At 43.8% G+C, this 19,698-nt stretch carries 17 protein-coding genes; all 17 read right to left on the bottom strand.

What is annotated here, in order from left to right:
- Positions 1 to 160: 160 nt before the first annotated feature.
- The gene (gene yihA, locus T515_RS10115; protein WP_036610585.1) at positions 161 to 769 is read right to left on the bottom strand and encodes a ribosome biogenesis GTP-binding protein YihA/YsxC; all 609 of its coding nucleotides are present in this window, start codon (positions 767 to 769) and stop codon (positions 161 to 163) included.
- A gap of 29 nt (positions 770 to 798) precedes the next feature.
- Positions 799 to 2,103: an ATP-dependent Clp protease ATP-binding subunit ClpX gene (clpX, locus tag T515_RS10110; RefSeq protein ID WP_051671631.1), complete on the bottom strand. Its 1,305-nt coding sequence runs from the start codon at positions 2,101 to 2,103 to the stop codon at positions 799 to 801.
- Positions 2,104 to 2,142: 39 nt separating this feature from the next.
- Positions 2,143 to 2,748 carry an ATP-dependent Clp endopeptidase proteolytic subunit ClpP gene (gene clpP / locus T515_RS10105; protein ID WP_031548494.1) on the bottom strand — a complete coding sequence of 202 codons (606 nt, stop codon included), beginning with the start codon at positions 2,746 to 2,748 and terminating at the stop codon, positions 2,143 to 2,145.
- A 243-nt stretch (positions 2,749 to 2,991) separates the two neighbouring features.
- Positions 2,992 to 4,332, bottom strand: coding sequence for a trigger factor (gene tig, locus T515_RS10100; protein WP_036610582.1), 1,341 nt, complete (start codon positions 4,330 to 4,332; stop codon positions 2,992 to 2,994).
- A gap of 172 nt (positions 4,333 to 4,504) precedes the next feature.
- Positions 4,505 to 4,984, bottom strand: coding sequence for a CYTH domain-containing protein (locus T515_RS10095; protein WP_036610655.1), 480 nt, complete (start codon positions 4,982 to 4,984; stop codon positions 4,505 to 4,507).
- Between the two features lie 123 nt (positions 4,985 to 5,107).
- Positions 5,108 to 6,226, bottom strand: a complete 1,119-nt coding sequence (rpsA, locus tag T515_RS10090; protein ID WP_036610580.1) for a 30S ribosomal protein S1 — start codon at positions 6,224 to 6,226, stop codon at positions 5,108 to 5,110.
- Entirely contained in the window at positions 6,207 to 7,079 is an 873-nt protein-coding gene (gene ispH / locus T515_RS10085; RefSeq protein WP_036610578.1) for a 4-hydroxy-3-methylbut-2-enyl diphosphate reductase, read from the bottom strand. Before ispH ends, rpsA begins: the two co-directional genes overlap by 20 nt.
- 19 nt (positions 7,080 to 7,098) lie before the next feature.
- On the bottom strand, positions 7,099 to 7,764 hold the full coding sequence (cmk, locus tag T515_RS10080; RefSeq protein ID WP_036610577.1) for a (d)CMP kinase: 666 nt from the start codon (positions 7,762 to 7,764) through the stop codon (positions 7,099 to 7,101).
- Positions 7,765 to 7,903: 139 nt separating this feature from the next.
- On the bottom strand, positions 7,904 to 9,172 hold the full coding sequence (locus T515_RS10075) for an NAD(P)/FAD-dependent oxidoreductase (RefSeq protein ID WP_036610575.1): 1,269 nt from the start codon (positions 9,170 to 9,172) through the stop codon (positions 7,904 to 7,906).
- Positions 9,173 to 9,390: 218 nt separating this feature from the next.
- Complete coding sequence (locus T515_RS10070; protein ID WP_036610573.1) at positions 9,391 to 10,716, bottom strand: aspartate kinase; 1,326 nt, start codon at positions 10,714 to 10,716, stop codon at positions 9,391 to 9,393.
- Positions 10,717 to 10,851: 135 nt separating this feature from the next.
- The gene (locus tag T515_RS10065; RefSeq protein ID WP_036610571.1) at positions 10,852 to 12,219 is read right to left on the bottom strand and encodes an ABC transporter permease; all 1,368 of its coding nucleotides are present in this window, start codon (positions 12,217 to 12,219) and stop codon (positions 10,852 to 10,854) included.
- Positions 12,206 to 14,278, bottom strand: a complete 2,073-nt coding sequence (locus T515_RS10060; RefSeq protein ID WP_051671630.1) for a COG1361 S-layer family protein — start codon at positions 14,276 to 14,278, stop codon at positions 12,206 to 12,208. Before T515_RS10060 ends, T515_RS10065 begins: the two co-directional genes overlap by 14 nt.
- 115 nt (positions 14,279 to 14,393) lie before the next feature.
- On the bottom strand, positions 14,394 to 15,155 hold the full coding sequence (locus T515_RS10055) for an ABC transporter ATP-binding protein (RefSeq protein WP_081832772.1): 762 nt from the start codon (positions 15,153 to 15,155) through the stop codon (positions 14,394 to 14,396).
- 367 nt (positions 15,156 to 15,522) lie between these two features.
- Positions 15,523 to 16,836: a serine--tRNA ligase gene (serS, locus tag T515_RS10050; RefSeq protein ID WP_036610569.1), complete on the bottom strand. Its 1,314-nt coding sequence runs from the start codon at positions 16,834 to 16,836 to the stop codon at positions 15,523 to 15,525.
- 142 nt (positions 16,837 to 16,978) lie between these two features.
- The gene (locus T515_RS10045; protein WP_036610566.1) at positions 16,979 to 17,848 is read right to left on the bottom strand and encodes a pyridoxamine kinase; all 870 of its coding nucleotides are present in this window, start codon (positions 17,846 to 17,848) and stop codon (positions 16,979 to 16,981) included.
- Between the two features lie 172 nt (positions 17,849 to 18,020).
- Positions 18,021 to 18,683, bottom strand: a complete 663-nt coding sequence (rpe, locus tag T515_RS10040) for a ribulose-phosphate 3-epimerase (protein ID WP_036610563.1) — start codon at positions 18,681 to 18,683, stop codon at positions 18,021 to 18,023.
- Positions 18,684 to 18,688: 5 nt separating this feature from the next.
- Positions 18,689 to 19,669: a ribosome small subunit-dependent GTPase A gene (gene rsgA, locus T515_RS10035; protein ID WP_036610560.1), complete on the bottom strand. Its 981-nt coding sequence runs from the start codon at positions 19,667 to 19,669 to the stop codon at positions 18,689 to 18,691.
- Positions 19,670 to 19,698 lie beyond the last annotated feature (29 nt).

The following is a 19,698-nucleotide window of genomic DNA, read 5'->3' as shown; positions in this document are numbered from 1 at the left end:
GAGGTGAGGTGGATACCTACTTTCCTGTGTCTAAACGACTTTAGAATGATAGCACTGAACGAATAATGTGTCAAGCATATTTCTGAAAGTCCTTGATTTTACTCCTCCTGCAGGAGGATATATCAGTTTTTCAATAATTATGAGATAAACTGACAGGATTTTACTCCTCTGATTTTTCCGGAGTATCTATGATGTCATCTATTATAGCGTAAATCTCCTGAAGGCCCTGTTTTGTCTCCGAAGAAAACGGAATCATGACACAATTTGTTGTTGCATTCAGACACTTTCTGATGACATCTGTCTGTTTCTTGATCTGAGAACGCTTAATCTTGTCTGCCTTTGTCAGTATGACGATGGGCTCGAAACCTGTGGACTGCTTGACGAAGTCAAACATCTGAATATCCTGTTTGGATGGCTCGTGTCTGATGTCAACGAACTGGATGACTTCCTCGATATCTTCCGAGGTCTCGAGATACTTGTTGATCATACGGCCCCATTTTTCCTGTTCCACCGCACCGGTAGCGGCATAGCCGTAACCGGGAAGATCTACAAGATAGAAACGTTCGTTTATATTGTAAAAGTTAATAGTTCGTGTTTTTCCCGGAGTAGAACTGGTACGGGCGTAGTTTTTACGGTTGATGAAAGCATTGATAAAGGATGATTTACCAACGTTCGATCTTCCGGCCATAACAAACTCCGGCTTTCCTGTTGAAGGAAGTTCTGACTTGACTCCCAATACCTGTTCAAGGTTGACTGATATTATTTTCAATCTTATCTCCTTTATTTCAGAAGGCGGTATTACGCTGACTGATCTTCATCCTTGTCAAAGAACGGAGAACCGTTATGAGCGATAGACGCCTTTGTTAAATCCTCATCCTTATGTGTCACCACAGGATTTCCGTTGTTGTTGACCACGTCCTCAGTGATCTCAACTACTGAGATATCAGGCTCTGAAGGGATCTCATACATGATATCTGTCATCATATCTTCCATGATGGATCTCAGACCTCTAGCTCCTGTCTTTCGTGCTACTGCTTTCTGGGCAATGGCTGTGACAGCCTCCTCTGTAAACTCAAGATTTACACCGTCAATCTCAAACAGCTTCTGATACTGCTTGATAAGCGCGTTCTTTGGAGTGGTGAGGATCTGCTTAAGGGTATCTACGTCATGAGACTGCAGTGTAACATCAACAGGCACTCTTCCGATGAATTCGGGAATCAGACCGAATTTAACGAGATCCTCAGGCTGAACCTCCTTGAGTACATCGTCGTAATTTTCTTTGTTCTTTTCAACGATCTCTGCACCGAATCCGATGGAACCTGAAGCTATACGCTTTTCAATGATATGCTCAAGTCCGTCAAAGGCACCGCCGCAAATGAAAAGAATATTGGTTGTGTCGATCTGTATAAGCTCCTGCTGAGGATGCTTTCTGCCGCCCTGAGGCGGAACGGAGGCAACAGTTCCTTCAAGAATCTTGAGGAGGGCCTGCTGTACGCCTTCACCGGAAACATCTCTTGTGATGGAGACGTTCTCAGACTTCTTTGTTATCTTATCGATCTCGTCGATGTAGATGATACCGATTTCAGCACGTTTAATGTCATAATCCGCAGCCTGAATGAGCTTCAGAAGGATATTCTCTACGTCTTCTCCAACGTATCCGGCTTCTGTCAATGCTGTTGCATCGGCAATGGCAAAAGGAACACCAAGTATTTTGGCAAGTGTCTGGGCGAGATATGTCTTACCTGTACCTGTTGGTCCTACCATAAGGATGTTGGATTTCTGAACATCGATATCCTTGATCTTAGATGTAATTCTCTTATAGTGGTTATATACCGCAACGGAAAGGACCTTTTTGGCCTCATCCTGTCCAATTACAAATTCGTCAAGAAATTCCTTTATCTCCTTCGGCTTAAGAAGGCGGATATCGGATGTATCTGTGGTTGTCTCGTCAGTGCCGTTCTCCTCGTCGAGTATCTCCTGGCATAAGTCAACGCACTCGTCACAAATATATGTGTTGTTTAAACCGGCGATTAATTTGTGAACCTGCTTGGCAGACTTTCCGCAAAAGGAACAGCGGATCTTGTCTTCTGGTTTCATTGCCATATTTCTACCTCTTCATATCCTAATATGCTTATCCGGAAATCATTTCTTGCTTGCAAGACCCTGATCACGTGACTTGAAGATATGGTCTACAATGCCATATTCAAGGGCCTGCTCTGCTGTCATCCAGTGATCACGCTCTGTGTCGGCCATAACCTTTTCGAATGGCTGTCCGCAGTTTGCGGCAAGAATTTCGGCCATGTGCTTCTTTGTTCTGAGAATCCACTCTGCAGTGATCTGAATCTCTGTTGCCTGTCCCTGTGCTCCGCCTGATGGCTGATGAATCATGACTTCTGCATTGGGAAGAATCATACGCTTGCCCTTGGTTCCGCCTGCAAGAAGGAATGCACCCATGGAAGCTGCCATACCTACACAGATGGTTGATACATCACACTTGATGTACTGCATGGTGTCGTAAATGGCCATACCGTCTGTGATAACACCTCCAGGACTGTTGATATAAAGACTGATATCCTTGTCCGGATCCTCTGACTCAAGGAATAAAAGCTGAGCAACTACGAGAGAAGCTGTGTCGTGATTTACTTCATCTCCGAGGAAAACGATACGCTCATTTAAAAGTCTTGAAAAAATATCATAGGAACGCTCGCCTCTGGATGTTGACTGAATAACATAAGGAATTGTTGTGATGTCACTAAAATTCATACTTTTTCATCCTCCATTGTGAGTTCATTGTACTATTATCTGAAATTGAAAACAATAAAGCGGCACTTCACAAAAAGCTCCTCTCACTGTGTTCTGGCAGCTTTTTGCTCATACCAAAATGAGTGCCGATAATATATAAAGCCCTACGGATTGCTTTGCGACCGGGCTTTATACATTTAAAAAGAGCGATGCAGGAAAGTACTGCATCGCTCCTGAATATATTCCTGATTAGTTCTCGGAAGTCTCTTCTTCGTCCTTCTCAGCCTTCTTTGACTTCTTCTCAGCCTTTACAAGGTTTGCCTCAGAAACCAGGAAGTCTACTGTCTCCTGGAATGCAAGATCCTTCTTCATGCTCTCCTTCTGAGAATCAGTAACGTTCTTCATAAGATCAGCTACATCCATCTTGTACTGCTCAGCGAGCTTCTTGAACTCTTCATCTACACGCTCGTCAGAAACAGTGATGTTCTCAGCCTTCATAACAGCCTCGATAACAAGAGATGTCTTGATGTTTCTCTCAGCGCTTGGCTTCATCTGCTCTCTAACCTGCTCAACAGTCTGTCCTGTGATCTTTAAGTACTGATCCATTGGGATGCCCTGCTGCTGAAGTCTCATCTGGTAGTCATATACCATATTGTCAAGCTGTGCATCGATCATAGGCTGTGGGATTACAACTGAAGCATTCTCAACAACCTTGGCGATTACGCTGTTCTCATTGGCTGTTGTAGCTGACTTCTCCTTGAGCTCCTTCAGAGACTTCTTGAGATCCTTCTTGTACTCATCAAGAGTATCGAACTCTGAAACCTCAGATGCGAACTCATCATCAGCTGCAGGAATCTGCTTCTCCTTTACAACCTTGATAGTTGTCTTGAAAAGTGCTGCCTTACCTGCAAGATCCTTAGCGCCGTACTCCTCAGGGAATGTAACATTGACATCAACTGTCTCGCCGGCCTTGTGACCAATAAGCTGATCCTCGAAGCCAGGGATGAATGTACCTGAACCGATAGTAAGAGGATAATCCTCACCCTTGCCGCCTTCGAACTCCTTGCCGTCTACTGAACCAACGAAGTCGATAGTTGCGATATCGTTCTTCTTGATTGCGCGGTCAACGTCGATAACGCGTGCGTTCTTCTCAAGCTCCTGCTTAAGCTTCTCGTTTACTTCCTTTGCTGAAACTGTTGTATCAGCCTTCTCAACTGTTACACCCTTGTACTCACCGAGTGTTACCTCAGGCTTAACAGCAACTGTAGCAGTGTAGATAAGGTTCTTGTCTGTGCCGATCTGATCAACACCGATCTCAGGACGGGATACGATCTCAAGACCTGACTCCTTTGCAGCTGCAGGATATGTGCTGTCAAGAATCACATTAAGTGCATCCTCGAAAAATACCTGTGGTCCATACATCTTCTCGATCATTGCCTTTGGTGCATGGCCCTTACGGAAGCCCTGAAGATTGAAACGGCCCTTGTTCTTATTATATGCTGTGTCAATGGCCTTTAAGAATTCAGCATTATCAACCTCTACGGTCAGCTTGGCCATATTGTTCTCAAGATTTTCAACTTTAACGCTCATTAAGAGTACCTCCAAAACTTATCGTTTCTTAATTTTTATATGTAACCCACAGGGGAAATGCGCATACTTCTCCCGTAAGTAAACACGTCCGAGGACAGAGTATAACACGTACTATCTTTTATAGCAAGGTTTTTCGCTTTGAAAGACAGGATGATGCCCCCCGGATGCAGGATCATTTACCGCTGACTGATCCGGGCAGGACCCCTCTTGCGAGCCTTGCATTGCTGTATTCTCCGCCGGCCGTAACATCCTTTCCGAACCATGAAGGAGGGACAAATGTATTCTCCTCTTCTATGGATTCAAATTCCACTTCAACCAGACTGTAACCCTGAAGATCACCTTCGAATATATCAAGCTCTGCGGTGTACTTTCCCACAGGTATCATATAACGCTTTTTTCTTATGACATTGCCGTCATGCTTTGCCATCAGATGTTCATAGGATTCTTTATCCAGGGGGAGATTGTACTCTTCATGTGAGAAATCACCTTTTCCTTTGTATGTAAGTTCGTATTTGTCCTGTTCTGCGCTTTTGTCATGTCTTATTCGAACTGTAGGAGTAAAGTTTAGATATGCCTGCTCTAGCAGCCTTACGGGATAGTTTGAAAGATCTCCCGGAAGCTCCTTTACCAGAAATTTGCGTTCTATTTCCATGCCCATGATTGTCTCCTGATAATAAAAAAGAATTGTACCATACTATGCCTGGGAACATCCCATGACAGGAATTTATACAATAAAAGAGCCGGGCTTAAGTCCGGCTCTTTGTAACCATATAAATTACTCTGCGTCAGCTTCTGCAACTGCTGTGATGTCAACATCAGCTACATCAGCGTTCTCGTCAGCATCCGGAAGAAGTGCCTTCATGCTGAGTGAAATCTTATGGTTGTCGATATCAAGATCAACAATCTTTGCCTCGATGTCCTGACCAACTGTAAGAACATCTGATGGCTTGTTTACATGCTCCTTTGAAATCTGAGAAACATGAAGAAGTGCATCGATACCCTTCTCAAGCTCTACGAATGCACCGAAGTCTGTCATACGTGCAACTGTACCGTTTACAGTTGTACCTACAGCGAACTTAACCTCTGCATCCTTCCAAGGATTCTCATCAGGGAACTTACGTGTAAGAGCAATTCTCTCACCGTTGATTTCCTTGACCATAGCAGTAACTTCCTGACCTGCCTTGAAGATCTTCTTAGGATTCTCAATTCTGCCCCAAGACATCTCTGAAATGTGAAGAAGACCGTCAGCACCGCCAAGATCGATGAATGCACCGAAATCTGTAAGGTTCTTAACAACACCTGTACGGATATCGCCAACCTGGAGCTCTGAGAAGAGCTTGTCGTGCTGCTCCTTCTTTGTAGCAGTCATAAGCTGCTTTCTGTCACCGATTACTCTGCGCTTCATCGGATTGAACTCTGTGATAACAAACTGGACATCCTGTCCCTGGTACTTGGTAAGATCTCTCTCAAATGTATCTGAAACAAGTGATGCAGGAATAAATACTCTTGCGCCGTTTACCTCAACATTGAGACCACCCTTGACAACCTGAACAACCTTTCCTGTAAGAACAGTCTGGTTCTCGAAAGCTTCCTTAAGCTCCTCAGATGCCTTAGATGCAATAGCCTCTCTGTGAGAAAGTGCAACCTGGCCTTCGCCATCGTTTACCTTCTTGACCTTGCATTCAATTTCGTCGCCGACATTGACTACTGTGGTGAGGTCTAATGTATTGTCTGCGCTGTAATCGCTTCTTGTCATAATACCATCTGACTTGTACCCGATGTTGAGTGCAATCTCATCTGGCTTAACACTAATAACCTTACCAGTAACAATCTCCCCTGCATGAATAGATTTTAATGATGCGTCGAGCATCTGTTCAAAACTCATTTCTGACATAATTTTGAACCTCCTCAATAATTTCTTTCGGGGTGCTTGCCCCAGCCGTAATACCTACGTTTTGAATCGCGCCATCGTAACTAAAGTTAAGATCGTGAACCGTCTGTATCAACTGGGTAACTGGACACTGGTCTTTGCAAATCTCATATAACTTTTTCGTGTTGGATGAACTGCTTCCTCCAATGACAATCATGGCATCGGAGCGTCTTGCCAGCTCCTTTGCTTCTGCCTGTCTCTCGAAAGTCGCGTTACAAATCGTATTAATAGCATTAACATCATAAAACTTTTTTTTCAAAATTTCAATGATTTGTTTAAATTTGTCTGTGTTGAATGTTGTTTGTGCGAGAACAACGATTTTCTCTCCGTTTCCCTCCGGGAGTTTTTCGGCAGACTCTATATCGGGAACAGCGTAAATACTGCCTTCAGCCCATCCCATGATTCCGATTATCTCAGGATGATCCGGATTTCCGACGATAAAAACTTTTTCTTTTTCAGATGTATGTTTGTTCGCAAGCTTCTGTATTTTCTGTACGAAAGGACAGGATGCATCAATGGTCTCTATATTTCTTTCTTTCAAAATCTCGTAGACCAGCTTCGGTACTCCGTGGGCTCTTATGATGACTATGCCGTCAGTTAATGCCTTCAGGTCCTCTTCATCATTCAGGATCTTAACACCGAAGGAGCTTATTTTATCGATTACAGTTTCATTGTGAACTATAGGACCGTAAGTGTAAATCTGTTTACGCTGTGATTCCGGCTTTTGTAATTCTCTGTGGATTATTTCGTAGACTGTATCAACTGCCCGCTGTACCCCGAAACAGAATCCGGCGGTTTTTGCTAATGTTACATTCATTTGTAATTTGTTTCCTTTTTTAACGATGCATGGCAATGTCAAGAATTTTGTCTATGGTCTCATCTATTGTAAGGTTTGAACTGTCAACAAGAACGGCATCGGGAACCTGTACAAGAGGTGAGTTTTCTCTGTGCATATCTCTGTAATCGCGCTCTTCTATTTCTTTCTCAACTTCTTCTATGTCGCAGGTCTCACCTTTTTCCCTGAGCTCATTGGCACGTCTTCTGGCACGCTCTTTTACGGAAGCGGTAAGATAAATCTTGGTGTCTGCATTTGGAAGTACCTTGGATCCTATGTCTCTTCCGTCCATTACTACGGAAGTTGTGGAAGCGAGTTTCTGCTGGAGGCTCACGAGCTTGTCACGTACAGGCTGATACTGTGAAACTGTGGATGCAGCCTCTCCTACTTCCTGAGTACGGATCTTTGTGCTTACATTTTCACCGTTGAGAAATACCTGCTGTACACCCTCATCATCGTAGGCGATGGAAATGTCTATATCCTTTATCCTGTCAACAACAGTATCCTCATCAGTTATGGAAATGCCGTTCAAAAGACAGTAAAGTCCCACAGTGCGGTACATGGCTCCTGTATCTATATATACATATCCGAGTTCTTTGGAAACTGCTTTTGCAATTGTTGATTTTCCGGCACCTGCAGGACCGTCGATAGCTATACTGTATGGCATAATATATTAACCTCTTTTCTATATATAATATAAAACCGGCATTCAATTGTTTATGATCATAAGTTCAGCCACTGTCAGAAATAAGACAGCAGAACCTTCTGTAAATGTCGGCTGTTTTAATAATCTGATAATGCATTCATTACTTACTGACAGCCGCAGAGTATCCTGCGAGATGTCCTGTGGAGAAAGCCATCTGCATATTGAAACCTCCTGTGAAGCCGTCAACATCCAGAACCTCCCCGGCGAAGTAAAGTCCCGATATCTTCTTTGACTCCATAGTTTTTGGACTTATATCTTTTACGGAAACTCCGCCCTGAGTCACGATAGCCTCCTTGAAGCTGCCTGTTCCGCTCAATGTGAAATCAAAGTTTCTAATCAGAGTAAGTATCTGCTTTCTGGAGTTTTTATCAACTTCAGTAACCTTTTTGTTAATGTCTACCCCTTTCGCTTCAAGCCTCTCCGTGAATACGGAAATAATCCGGGAAGGAAGCAGATTTGTAAAGGCGTTTCTCAGTTCCTTATTCCTGAACTCATGGAAGTCCCTGAGGAGTCTTTCGTCAAGCTGGGAATCGTCAAGGGCGGGTTTCAGGTCTATATGTACTGTAAGGATTTTTCTTTTACTGTGGTCATAGGCATTGAGATACTTTGTGATAACGGCAGAAGCGGAAATGATCACAGGACCTCTCAGGCCTTCTTCGATAAAGTCAAGTTCCCCGAAATCCCTGTAATAGCTCTTTCCGTCTTCATCTGTGACATCAATGCTTATGTTTTTGAGGCTGAGCCCCTTTAACTTGTATATATCCGGCTCGTGAACATTGAGACAGACAAGGGAAGGATATGTTTCCGTAACATTCATTCCCGCATCTTTTGCAAATCTGTAGCCGTCTCCCGTGGATCCTGTGGACGGATAGGCAAGACCGCCGGTGGCAACTATGATGCGGTCTGCCGGAAATCTTCCGTGTGAAGTCTCGACGCCACGTACTCTTTCGTTCTGGATCACGAGACGCTTCACTTCGGTTTTGTAATGTATCTCCACTCCGAGCTTCTTCAGATAATGCTTCAGCGCATCTGTTATGCTGTAGGCATGGTCAGAAACCGGAAAAACCCTGTCTCCGCGTTCTGTCTTTGTCCGGCAGCCGTTGTTTTCCAGCAGGTCTATGATATCCTGATTGGTAAAGTCATAAAGGGCAGAATAAAGAAATCTGGGATTATTGACATAGTTTTTGAAAAACTCTTCTATGCTCTGGGCATTGGTCATGTTTCCTCTGCCCTTTCCTGTAATGAATATCTTTTTTCCGAGCTTGTCGTTTTTTTCAAGGAGATGCACTTCGGCATCAGGGTTGGTTTCCTTTGCGGATATGGCAGCCAGCATGCCTGCGGCACCACCGCCGATTACATATATTTTCAAGGATTTACCTTTCTGTAAAAAGTGTTGGGTGTTAAAAACCGGCAATATTCATCTGAGATAATCAGAAGCGTACCGGTATCAAGAGTGACATTCTAGCATGGCTTTCAGTCACTTGTAAACGGTCAGGACGAAAACTCACAAAGGTCATGACACTTGTATCATGCAATAAAACAAAAAAGTACCCGGGGTTTTAAAGCCCGGATACTTTTATCGCCTGATTATTTATTCTGAGCACTTAAAACAAACATATTATATATTGCTTTAATTGCTTTTTCAAAGTCTTCGTTTCGTACACCGATGATGATGTTGTACTCGCTGGATCCCTGATCGATCATTTTAATGTTTATATATTCATGTGCAAGTGCTGAGAAGATTCTTCCGGCAACACCTCTTGATGATTTCATGCCGCGGCCTACTACAGCCACAAGTGCGATGTCGGACTCGAGCTCAATGAGATCCGGATTTACCGCGCGCTGTATTCCGTTCAGAACTTTCTGCTCACAGCACTCCAGTTCTTCCTGATGGATAACGAGAGTCATGGTGTCGATACCTGAAGGAAGGTGCTCGAAGGAAATATGGTTATCCTCAAGAACTGTAAGAACCTTTCTTCCGAAACCGATCTCTGCATTCATCATGGCCTTTTCTATATTGAGAGCACAGAAATCCTTTTTACCGCTGACACCGGTGATTACAAACCGTGGTTTCTTTAATGTATCCTGAACGATAAGTGTACCGTGGTCATCAGGCTTGTTGGTGTTCTTTATCTGGATAGGAATGCCTTCCTTACGGACAGGGAAAATCGCATCCTCGTGAAGTACGCCTGCACCCATGTAGCTGAGCTCACGGAGCTCTCTGTAGGTGATGTAATCAATGACTTCAGGATCTGTTACGATGCGGGGATCTGCAACCAGGAATCCGGATACGTCTGTCCAGTTTTCATAGAGATCAACATGCTCTGCGGCAGCAATGAGAGAACCTGTCACATCAGATCCTCCGCGGCTGAAGGTTACGATATCACCATCCTCGTTTGCTCCGTAGAAACCCGGGAAAACGGCATACTCAACATCAGTAAGAGCTTCTCTGATGGCAGCCTCTGTTTTTGCGTAATCACAGCTTCTGTCACTTTTGAAAACAAAGCAGGAAGCTGAATCGATGAAGGTGAAGCCAAGATATGCAGCCATAAGCTTTGCATTGAGGAACTCTCCTCTTGATGCGGCATAGTCCTTGCCTGCACCGTCAAGAAGATCGTGGGCAATCTTATCAAAATCCTCATCCAGACTGATATCAAGGCCGAGACCGTCGATTATTTCCTGATAACGGTCCTTTATTTTTGTAAGAATAGGAGTGAAGTTCTGATCAGATGAAGCAGCATTGTAAAGCTGATACAACATGTCAGTAACCTTGGTATCCTGGGAATTTCTCTTTCCCGGAGCAGAAACAACGATATAATGTCTTGATTTGTCAGACAGTATGATGTTCTTTACCTTTGTAAACTGTTCTGCTGATGCACATGAACTTCCACCGAACTTTGCTACTTTAATCATGATTACTCCCTCATCCTATGCAGTTTTTGTTATAAAACTTTTTTTAAATATTATTTCGAATTATAGCATTTACAGATATTTTTACAACATTTCTTATGTATCAATCTTATATAGCAGGTATTCCAAAGGGGCCGTTTATTCATTCCTTATGGCAGCCAGAGGACTAAGCTTCATGGCTCTTACTGCCGGTACATATCCCGCTATGGAGCCCACTGCTATTGCAAAGATAATGGCAAATGCCGCAAGCCACAACGGAATATATGAAAGGGCACCCCCGCCGTCAGTGTATCCGATGAACATGGAGACAGATTCACCGCCGTTGTCCGAGGTCAGGAAGTTAATGATAAATGATATAAGGTAGCTTACCAAAAGTCCTGCTATTCCCCCCATGAGACCTATGATACCGGATTCAAAGAGGAACATATTCCTTATATCGGACATATCGCAGCCAAGAACCTTCATAACTCCTATTTCTTTTGTTCTTTCATAAATTGACATCATCATGGTGTTCATGATGCCTATGGCAGCAACAAGAAGGGATACGCCTCCTATTCCCCCAAGAACCATCTGGACCATACCAAGCTGCTCCTGGGCAGACTCCAGCCATTCCATATTGGAGTTCACGCTGAAGCCCATATCGGATATCTGCTTCTGAACATCTTTGACATTGTTCATATCATCAACAAAAACGTATATGGTGTCATAAACATAGTAGGTATATGCTTTTCCGTTTTTTGTGGTCCTCGGATTGGGGACCAGAGCTTTTTTATAGATCTTTCGCAAAAAACGTTTCAGAGTATCTATGTCCGCGAAGGCGTTGTAGCTGTTCTGGTTCCAGTCATCTCTTCCGCCTTTCAGGATTCCGGATACCGGGATAATGTACTTCTTCTGTTTTTTTGCTGTCTGGTCATCTGTGTCCACAGTGTTTTTTTTGTCAGAATAGCTTGAGGCCGGAAAAGTGAGGAAAACAGTGTCCTTTAGAGGGTCTATTTCGATATTCTCGTAGCTTTTTGGCTTGTAAAAGGAATTGTATAAAAGCTGGTTTCCGTAAATGAGACTAAGCTCGTTCTGATCCTTTTTCGGGATCTCGCCTCCGTCTCTTAAGCTGAGCTGTGAAAGATAATACTGGGAAACCCCTCTGATCGTGAAGTCACCTTCACCACCCTTGGCTTTTGCGGTAACACTCACATCAAGAGCCGGACTTACTTCGACTACATGATCAAGAGTCTTAAAACGCTCCATGTTTTCGTCTGTAAGTTCGGTCTGGGACTTGTTCTTATCGTTGCTGTCACTCCGCTCATAGCTCTCGTATACCCGGATCATGGTGAGAGATCCCTCGTCCTGATAGGACTTAAGCATCATCTGACTCATTCCGAGACCGAGACTGACCATGACAACAATGGATGCCGTACCTATGACGACACCCAGTATGGTGAGAAAGGTCCTGGTCTTTCGCCTTGTGAGATTGCTTAAAGCTAATTTGAATAAATCATACAGTCTCATCTATATCCTTCTCTTTAGACTTCTTTTTCTTTTTGTAAAAGATAACACCACCGGTTACCAAAGCAGCTGTAAGAAGGATTGCACCAGGAATCTTTATGCGGTCAAAAACTCCGGGAGTTTCAACCTGATCGTTTTCCTCCTCAAACATGCTCATATCTTCCTCCATGGGTTCCGTCACAAAGAGATTTATGGTCTCGTTCTGGGTGGACTGCTCACCGTTAATATCTTCGTAAGTTATGAGAACATTGACGGTGCCGTCATCCGCTGTAGGGGTTAGTCCCTGGATCATGGCGTCTACCGAGCCGGATTCTCCCGGTTTAATGTTTCCGACGTAGGTGCTTGTGCTCTGTATGGAGTCAGCGGAAAAGTCTACTGTGACATTGTAAAGGATGACCTTTCCGGTATTGTTTATGTTGAACATAACATTGGACTCGCTTCCTGCATCCACAGGATTCGGGGAAATATCGTATCCGGTGCAGGATAAACGTGCCACCTGCTTAACCATGATATCCAGTGCTACCTTCTCTTCCGCATTCTTGAACTCGGGAGAATCATACTTTTCATTAACTGTGAGACCATAGGCCTTTGGAGTCACGCCTGCAGCAGCTATCATAGTCCAGGATACTTCCTTTGACTCGCCTGCTTTAAGCTCATTTATGACCATGGAGTTTGCGCCGTTCTCTGTGGAGAACACTGCGGAATTGTCTGTTTTTTCCGAATCCAGGGTAAGAAGTATATTGCTGGCATTTATATCACTGCTTGCATTCTGTATCTCAACTACCAGTTTGAAAGCCTGACCGGCATATACGGATTCCGGCTCTGTATGATAGGAACCCACAACAAGACGGGCTTTGGTACGGTCGTTGGCATTGAACTCTCTGGTTCTGTCTGTATCTTCCGTATCATTCATACCCTGATTGTTGATGTTTACGTAGAAAATGTGCTTTTCCTTGGATAAAAGAGTTGCATCCGGAGTGCTCTTATATGTCACAGTATAGCTGATAGGATAATATCCGCTGGCTGCGTTTCTCTTTATATTCATGGAATAGACCGGGCTTATGGTCTGATCAGGTTCTACGGATGTAAATATCTGATCATAGTTTGACTGGGTTATCTCGAAAGGAAACTGCTTTGATGCTGCTGTTTTTGCCAATGCTGTGTTCTGCATTTCCGAGCTGTCATCCAGAGAGCTTTCTATATGTACGGTAACGTCGTACAGAGTACGGTTGGTCTGATTCCTGAAATTCACAGAGTAGTTCATGGGTTCAGGATAATTTGCAGCAGGAGTGGTCTGATTCTCTCCGACTGCAAATGCAGACTGTTTTTCTGTAGTGGCAGGATTCTTGACATCACCGGCGGAAAGAACGGCAATGTTTATGAATTCAGCTCTGTTCAGGCTTCCGTAGGAGCCTGATGTGTTGTAAGGAACATCGTAAAAGATAGAAAGAGGTACAGCATAGTAGCCGGGCTCGATGTCACTTCTTATGTGAACATTGAAGGTGATCTCCTGATACTCTCCTTTTTTAAGAGTGCCCAGTTTCTTCTCCTGAGTCATGGTAGAGGCATTGATCTCAAGGGGATAGGTACCGCCGTCCACAGGATAAGTAAGTCCGAGAGAAGCATTGTAAGCACGGGCAGCACCGGCCTGATAACCTTCATTGTAGGCTTCTGATTCTGCAGACTCTTCATCTGAATCATAGGGGTTTGTCCTGTTGGCATTGGGAACGATACCGTTTGTGTTTATGAGGTTCTGATCCTGGGAAAGACGTACTCTTACGTTGTGGATCTCGTTGCTGTTCGGATTGTAGAGACCGTTGACGCCGTTGTATCCGATCCTGACCGTGAGCTGCATGTCCTGACCGACTATGCCTTCAGGTGTCGGGTCGGCATCATGAACGAAGGTGTTAAGGTTCGTATCAACGTAGGATGCTTCTGCTGTTTTCGGTGCAAACACCATGAGCGCCCAAAGCATAACAAAAAGGCTCAGACATAAGCTAAGCACTGATTTCAATCTATGAGAATTTATATTAAAGAAATTTTCTGATTTATTATATTTCATACTTCCTCCGAATGGCCCGAAGATCACTGTTCGGAACATCCAATATTCATAGGATATACGGGCAAATGTTGCTTCCGTTAAAATATTGAGCGATTGACGGTGAATCGTCAATTATCTATGTTATGGGAGTCACTACACAGAATGGGGGCTCTCCGTTCTCTTCTTTTATTTTTATTTCAATGGGGCTTGAATCGTTTATAACAGTCTCAACTATGTGACCGTCCACAACTCTTAGCTGTCTGTCTGCCCATGATGCGATGTGGGGATCATGAGTGACCATGACCATGGTGCGCTGTTCCTCGGAAACGATCTTTTTCATCAGGTCAAGAACATCATCTGTGGTATGGGAATCCAGATTTCCCGTAGGTTCATCCGCAAAGATGATTTGAGGATCTATAACCAGTGCTCTTGCAATGCCTACACGCTGCTGCTGTCCACCGGACATCTGGTTTGGCATGTGCTTACCCTGATCGCCTATGCCTATGAGTTCCATATAGTGTTTTGCTGCTTTCATGCGCTTTTCATAGCTCACACCTCTGAACATCAGCGGCATGGCTACGTTTTCTATGGCATTCATGGAAGGAATAAGATTATAGCTCTGGAATATAAAACCGACATTTTGCCTTCGGAATTTAACCAGCTGAGCCTCGTTCATACGATCTATACGTTTGTTGGCGATCTGGATGACACCCTTGCTTGGTGCTTCCAGTCCTGCCAGCATATTCAGGCAGGTAGACTTGCCTGAGCCGGAGGTGCCGACTATGGCTATGAATTCTCCTTTGTATATATCAAAAGATACTCCGTTAAGAGCATAGACTTTATTGGATCCAATATTAAAGATTTTATATAAGTCTCTAACCTTTATAAGTGGTTCCAAGATTGCTCCTTCTTTCTTGAAATAATTTATGATTTGAATGTAAACAGGATCTCACACTCACTTATGATCTGACATGGAAGTTCTTACTGTAGTCGGGATTCATCTATTGAAAATTGATTCAGTGTGGAAAATATTCCGGTGAAATCATGTAAGAGTATCCCATCTTCAAACTATTTTCTCATTATAGGACAAGGCTTTCCAATATACAACGGACGAATTTTTGAAAAACCTGAAGTAAACCTAAAGAATTAAAAAAACCTCCGGACACCGGTTAAAGTGTTCGGAGGTAAAATTTTAAATTATGTGTCCGGAGAATGATATCCCGGAACCTTATTGTCAGATTGACTGACCATAGGCCTGAAAAGGATTATTTCTTCTTGCCCTCGATTGAGTTCCACTTCGGAGTGAGAACCTTTGCTCCGCCCATGTAAGGCTGAAGAACCTCAGGGATGGTAACACTGCCGTCTGCCTGAAGGTGATTCTCAAGGAATGCGATAAGCATACGTGGAGGTGCTACGCAGGTATTGTTAAGAGTGTGAGCAAGGTGAATCTTGCCGTCCTTGCCCTTGATACGGATCTTGAGACGTCTTGCCTGAGCATCTCCAAGGTTAGAGCATGAGCCAACCTCGAAATACTTCTTCTGACGTGGTGACCAGGCCTCAACGTCACATGACTTAACCTTAAGGTCTGCAAGATCTCCTGAACAGCACTCAAGAGTTCTTACAGGGATATCCATGGAACGGAAGAAATCAACAGTGTTCTGCCATAACTTCTCGTACCAGTTCATGGACTCCTCAGGCTCACATACAACGATCATCTCCTGCTTTTCAAACTGGTGGATACGATAAACTCCGCGCTCCTCAAGACCATGAGAACCCTTCTCCTTACGGAAGCAAGGTGAATATGATGTAAGTGTAAGAGGTAATGTATCTGCAGGAAGGATCTGATCGATGAAACGACCGATCATTGAGTGCTCTGATGTACCGATAAGGTAAAGATCCTCGCCTTCGATTTTGTACATCATGGCATCCATTTCTGCGAAAGACATTACACCGTCAACTACCTTTGAACGGATCATATATGGAGGGATGACATAAGTGAAGCCTCTGTTGATCATGAAATCACGGGCATAGCTGAGCACTGCTGAGTGAAGACGTGCGATGTCGCCTACAAGATAGTAGAAACCGTTTCCTGCAACACGTCCTGCAGCATCCATATCAACACCGCCGAAGGACTCCATGATATCTGTGTGATAAGGAACCTCAAATGCAGGAACTACCGGCTCTCCGTAACGCTGATTCTCAACATTGTGTGTGTCATCCGGACCGATAGGAACAGATGGATCGATGATGTTAGGAATCACCATCATTCTCTTGGTGATCTCTTCATTGAGCTTTGGCTGTAACTCCTCAAGCTCCTTAAGTCTGTCAGAATACTGAGATACCTCAGCCTTTACCTGCTCAGCTTCTTCTTTCTTTCCCTGTGCCATAAGTGCACCAATCTGCTTTGAAACAGAATTCTTCTTTGCACGAAGATCGTCAGCCTCCTGCTGGCACTTTCTGGCTTCCGCATCGTACTTGATAACCTCATCAACCAGTGGAAGCTTCTCATCCTGGAACTTTTTCTTTATATTCTCTTTTACAAGTTCAGGATTCTCTCTGACAAATTTAATGTCTAACATAAGATCCTCTCTCCTCCCGGAAATATCTGAATAAAAGTATGTGTAGAAATCATCATATACAAAATAGGTATATGAGAATACACACCTAATTACTATAGCGTTAATTCATCGGTTTTTCAAGGGCGATGAAGCTTCCTTTGTTTTATAAAGTCAGTTGATTCAGCAAATCCTCGAACTGTACACCCTCTATAACCGGTACCTGCGCTTCTTCCGAGTGCTTTATGGCGCGGCCTATGAAGTCGGATGCAAGTCGGCAGGATTTTTCCGTGTCAATACCCTTTACAAATTCAGCTGCCAGAATGGAGCTGAAAAGATCTCCGGTGCCCGGGCGGTTTTGTCCTGTTTTCGGGTTTCTGATGAATCGTACATCACCATCAGACTCTGAAAGTATATTTAAAAGACAGTCCTCATTGTTCTCCGAAATGTCTTCTGCTCCGGTGATGATCACAGTCCCATTCGTTATGTGATGGAGCGCTGAAAGTAAGGCATTGAAAACTATAGCCTTTGCAGAGTCGTGGCTGCAGCTGTCCAATGTTTCTCTTATTCCGTCATAGTCATAGTCCACTAAAAAAGCGGCCTCTGTGAGGTTCGGACAAATCAGGTCTGCGTGACGCGCCAAAGAACGAAGGGCCTCTATGTTTCTGTCAGACATGTGTCTGTAGAGCTTCCCGTGGTCTGCCATAACAGGGTCAAGAATTACCTTGACATCAGGGTTTATTTCTTTTTGTCTTAATATAAATTGTTCAATTATCTCCTGCTCTTTTTCATCCCCCAGATATCCTATGAGTATTCCGTCAAATTTAAAGCTATTTTTGTTCCAGGCATCGAAGTAGGCTTTCATGTAATCACTGAAGGTTACTTTTGAAACTTCAGTAAATGCGGTATGACTGCTGAGGATTGCGGTGGGAACGGGACATGCTGTAACTCCCAGGGCGGATACCACCGGAAGCTGAATTGAAAGAGAGCTTCTGCCTACACCGCTGAGATCATTGATGATAGCTAATTTTTTCATTATCTGGTCATTCTCCCAATATAATATATTTTCGTTTTAAATATAGATTTATGACCTATTCCTTCCGGTGAAAAACGGATCAGAATAGGTCATGTATGATATAGATATTATATAGATATATGTTCAGGGAATTATAAATCAAACCCTCATAAATTCACGCTGATATGAAATATTATCCTTCAAGTATCCTGTTGAATGCCCTGACATTCTCGGCAATCTTGTCTTCAGGCTTAAATACCGCAGAGCCTGCAATAAAGAAATTGGCACCGGCATCCCTGATAGCAGCAATGTTGTCAAGGGTTACACCGCCGTCAACACCGATGTTTAGCTGAAGCCCCAGGCTATCTGCTTTTTTTCTCAGATCACGGATCTTATCAAGGGTATAAGGAATGAACTTCTGACCGCCGAATCCCGGATTAACCGTCATTATGAGAACGAGATCAAGCATGGGCAGTACACAGTCAAGGGTGCTTATGGGTGTTGCGGGATTAAGTGCCACACCTGCCTTGAGACCTGCTTCCTTTATCTGGTTCAGGGTACGATCAAGATGAAGACATGCCTCCTGATGAACTGTGATTCCATCTGCACCGGCATTTTTAACATCAGTGATATATCTTCCCGGCTCTTCCACCATCATGTGGACATCAAAGAAGCTTTTGATATCCTTACGTACAGCCTTTATAACAGGTGCGCCGAAGGATATATTGGGTACAAATGTTCCATCCATCATGTCGAAATGAATGTACGCTGCGCCTGCTTCCTCGGCAGCCTTGATGCTTTTTGTCAGGTTACCGAAATCAGCAGATAAGATGGATGGTGACAGATAGCTCTTCATAAATATTAGTATCTCCTTTGTGATTTTAGTTCGTCATAGAGCAGGACATAGCTTTCATAACGTTCTTTGGAAATGCGTCCCTCCTGCACAGCTCTTTTTACGGCGCAGTCATTTTCGCCGATATGTATACAGGTCTTGAAACGGCAGTCATGTCTATAGTCCTCAAATTCCGGAAAATAGTACATGAGCCGGTCAGGCTCTATATCGTTAATGTAGAGGGATGTGAAACCCGGAGTGTCCAGAACATAGGTGTCGTCATCTATGTAAAAAAACTCAGTATGTCTCGTGGTGTTCTTTCCTCTTTCAATCTTACGGCTGAGTTCTCCTATCTCCATATTGGCTTCGGGGTGAATAAGATTTGTTATAGAGGATTTACCCACTCCGCTGGGACCGGACAGAACAGTTGTCTTTCCCTGTAGAATTTCCATGATCTGTTTATAGCAGTCACCGGATCTGGTGCTGATCTCAAGAACCTTATAGCCTGCTGCCCTGTAAATCTCAGGAATGAGCTCGGGATGATCCGAGTGAATCTCGGGGATAAACTGGGATCTGTCTTTCTTTTTTCTTTTATAGGATGGAATATCATCTTCCTCCGGTTCTTCTTCCGGCTCTTTGGAATCTATGAGATCAACTTTGTTGAAGAAGATCACAACAGGTATATCCTTTTGTTCCATGTTGATCAGGAATCTGTCCAGAAGACTCAGGTTTGGATCAGGATGTTTAAGGGCGAAAACCACCACAGCCTGATCGATATTGGCAACCTCCGGGCGTATCAGCTGATTTTTTCTGGGAAGAATGCGTATGACAGAGCCTTCTCTTTCCTTTTCGCTGTCCTGAACAGGCTCGATTTCAGCATCGTCCCCCACAAGGGGCTTTTCGTTACGATTTCTGAATATGCCCTTTGCACGGCACTCATAATCGCCCTCAGGTGTGTGGACGTAGTAGAATCCGCCTATTCCTTTGTATATTTTTCCTTTTAACGGCATTTTTACCTCATTTTACATTAAGCTTTAAG

The organism is Oribacterium sp. P6A1, assembly GCF_000702885.1.
Classification (GTDB): domain Bacteria; phylum Bacillota; class Clostridia; order Lachnospirales; family Lachnospiraceae; genus Oribacterium.
Note: the sequence above shows the minus strand (reverse complement) of the source record. Positions and strands in the feature narration are given on the sequence as shown.

Coding starts and splice junctions, on each gene's coding strand:
- T515_RS10070 (WP_036610573.1), bottom strand. CDS start 10,716: ATGATTAAAGTAGCAAAGTTCGGTGGAAGTTCATGTGCATCAGCAGAA.
- clpX (WP_051671631.1), bottom strand. CDS start 2,103: ATGGCAATGAAACCAGAAGACAAGATCCGCTGTTCCTTTTGCGGAAAG.
- T515_RS10060 (WP_051671630.1), bottom strand. CDS start 14,278: ATGAAATATAATAAATCAGAAAATTTCTTTAATATAAATTCTCATAGA.
- ispH (WP_036610578.1), bottom strand. CDS start 7,079: ATGAATGTAACATTAGCAAAAACCGCCGGATTCTGTTTCGGGGTACAG.
- rpe (WP_036610563.1), bottom strand. CDS start 18,683: ATGAAGAGCTATCTGTCACCATCCATCTTATCTGCTGATTTCGGTAAC.
- T515_RS10065 (WP_036610571.1), bottom strand. CDS start 12,219: ATGAGACTGTATGATTTATTCAAATTAGCTTTAAGCAATCTCACAAGG.
- rsgA (WP_036610560.1), bottom strand. CDS start 19,669: ATGCCGTTAAAAGGAAAAATATACAAAGGAATAGGCGGATTCTACTAC.
- rpsA (WP_036610580.1), bottom strand. CDS start 6,226: ATGTCAGAAATGAGTTTTGAACAGATGCTCGACGCATCATTAAAATCT.
- T515_RS10095 (WP_036610655.1), bottom strand. CDS start 4,984: ATGGAAATAGAACGCAAATTTCTGGTAAAGGAGCTTCCGGGAGATCTT.
- tig (WP_036610582.1), bottom strand. CDS start 4,332: ATGAGCGTTAAAGTTGAAAATCTTGAGAACAATATGGCCAAGCTGACC.
- serS (WP_036610569.1), bottom strand. CDS start 16,836: ATGTTAGACATTAAATTTGTCAGAGAGAATCCTGAACTTGTAAAAGAG.
- T515_RS10045 (WP_036610566.1), bottom strand. CDS start 17,848: ATGAAAAAATTAGCTATCATCAATGATCTCAGCGGTGTAGGCAGAAGC.
- cmk (WP_036610577.1), bottom strand. CDS start 7,764: ATGCCATACAGTATAGCTATCGACGGTCCTGCAGGTGCCGGAAAATCA.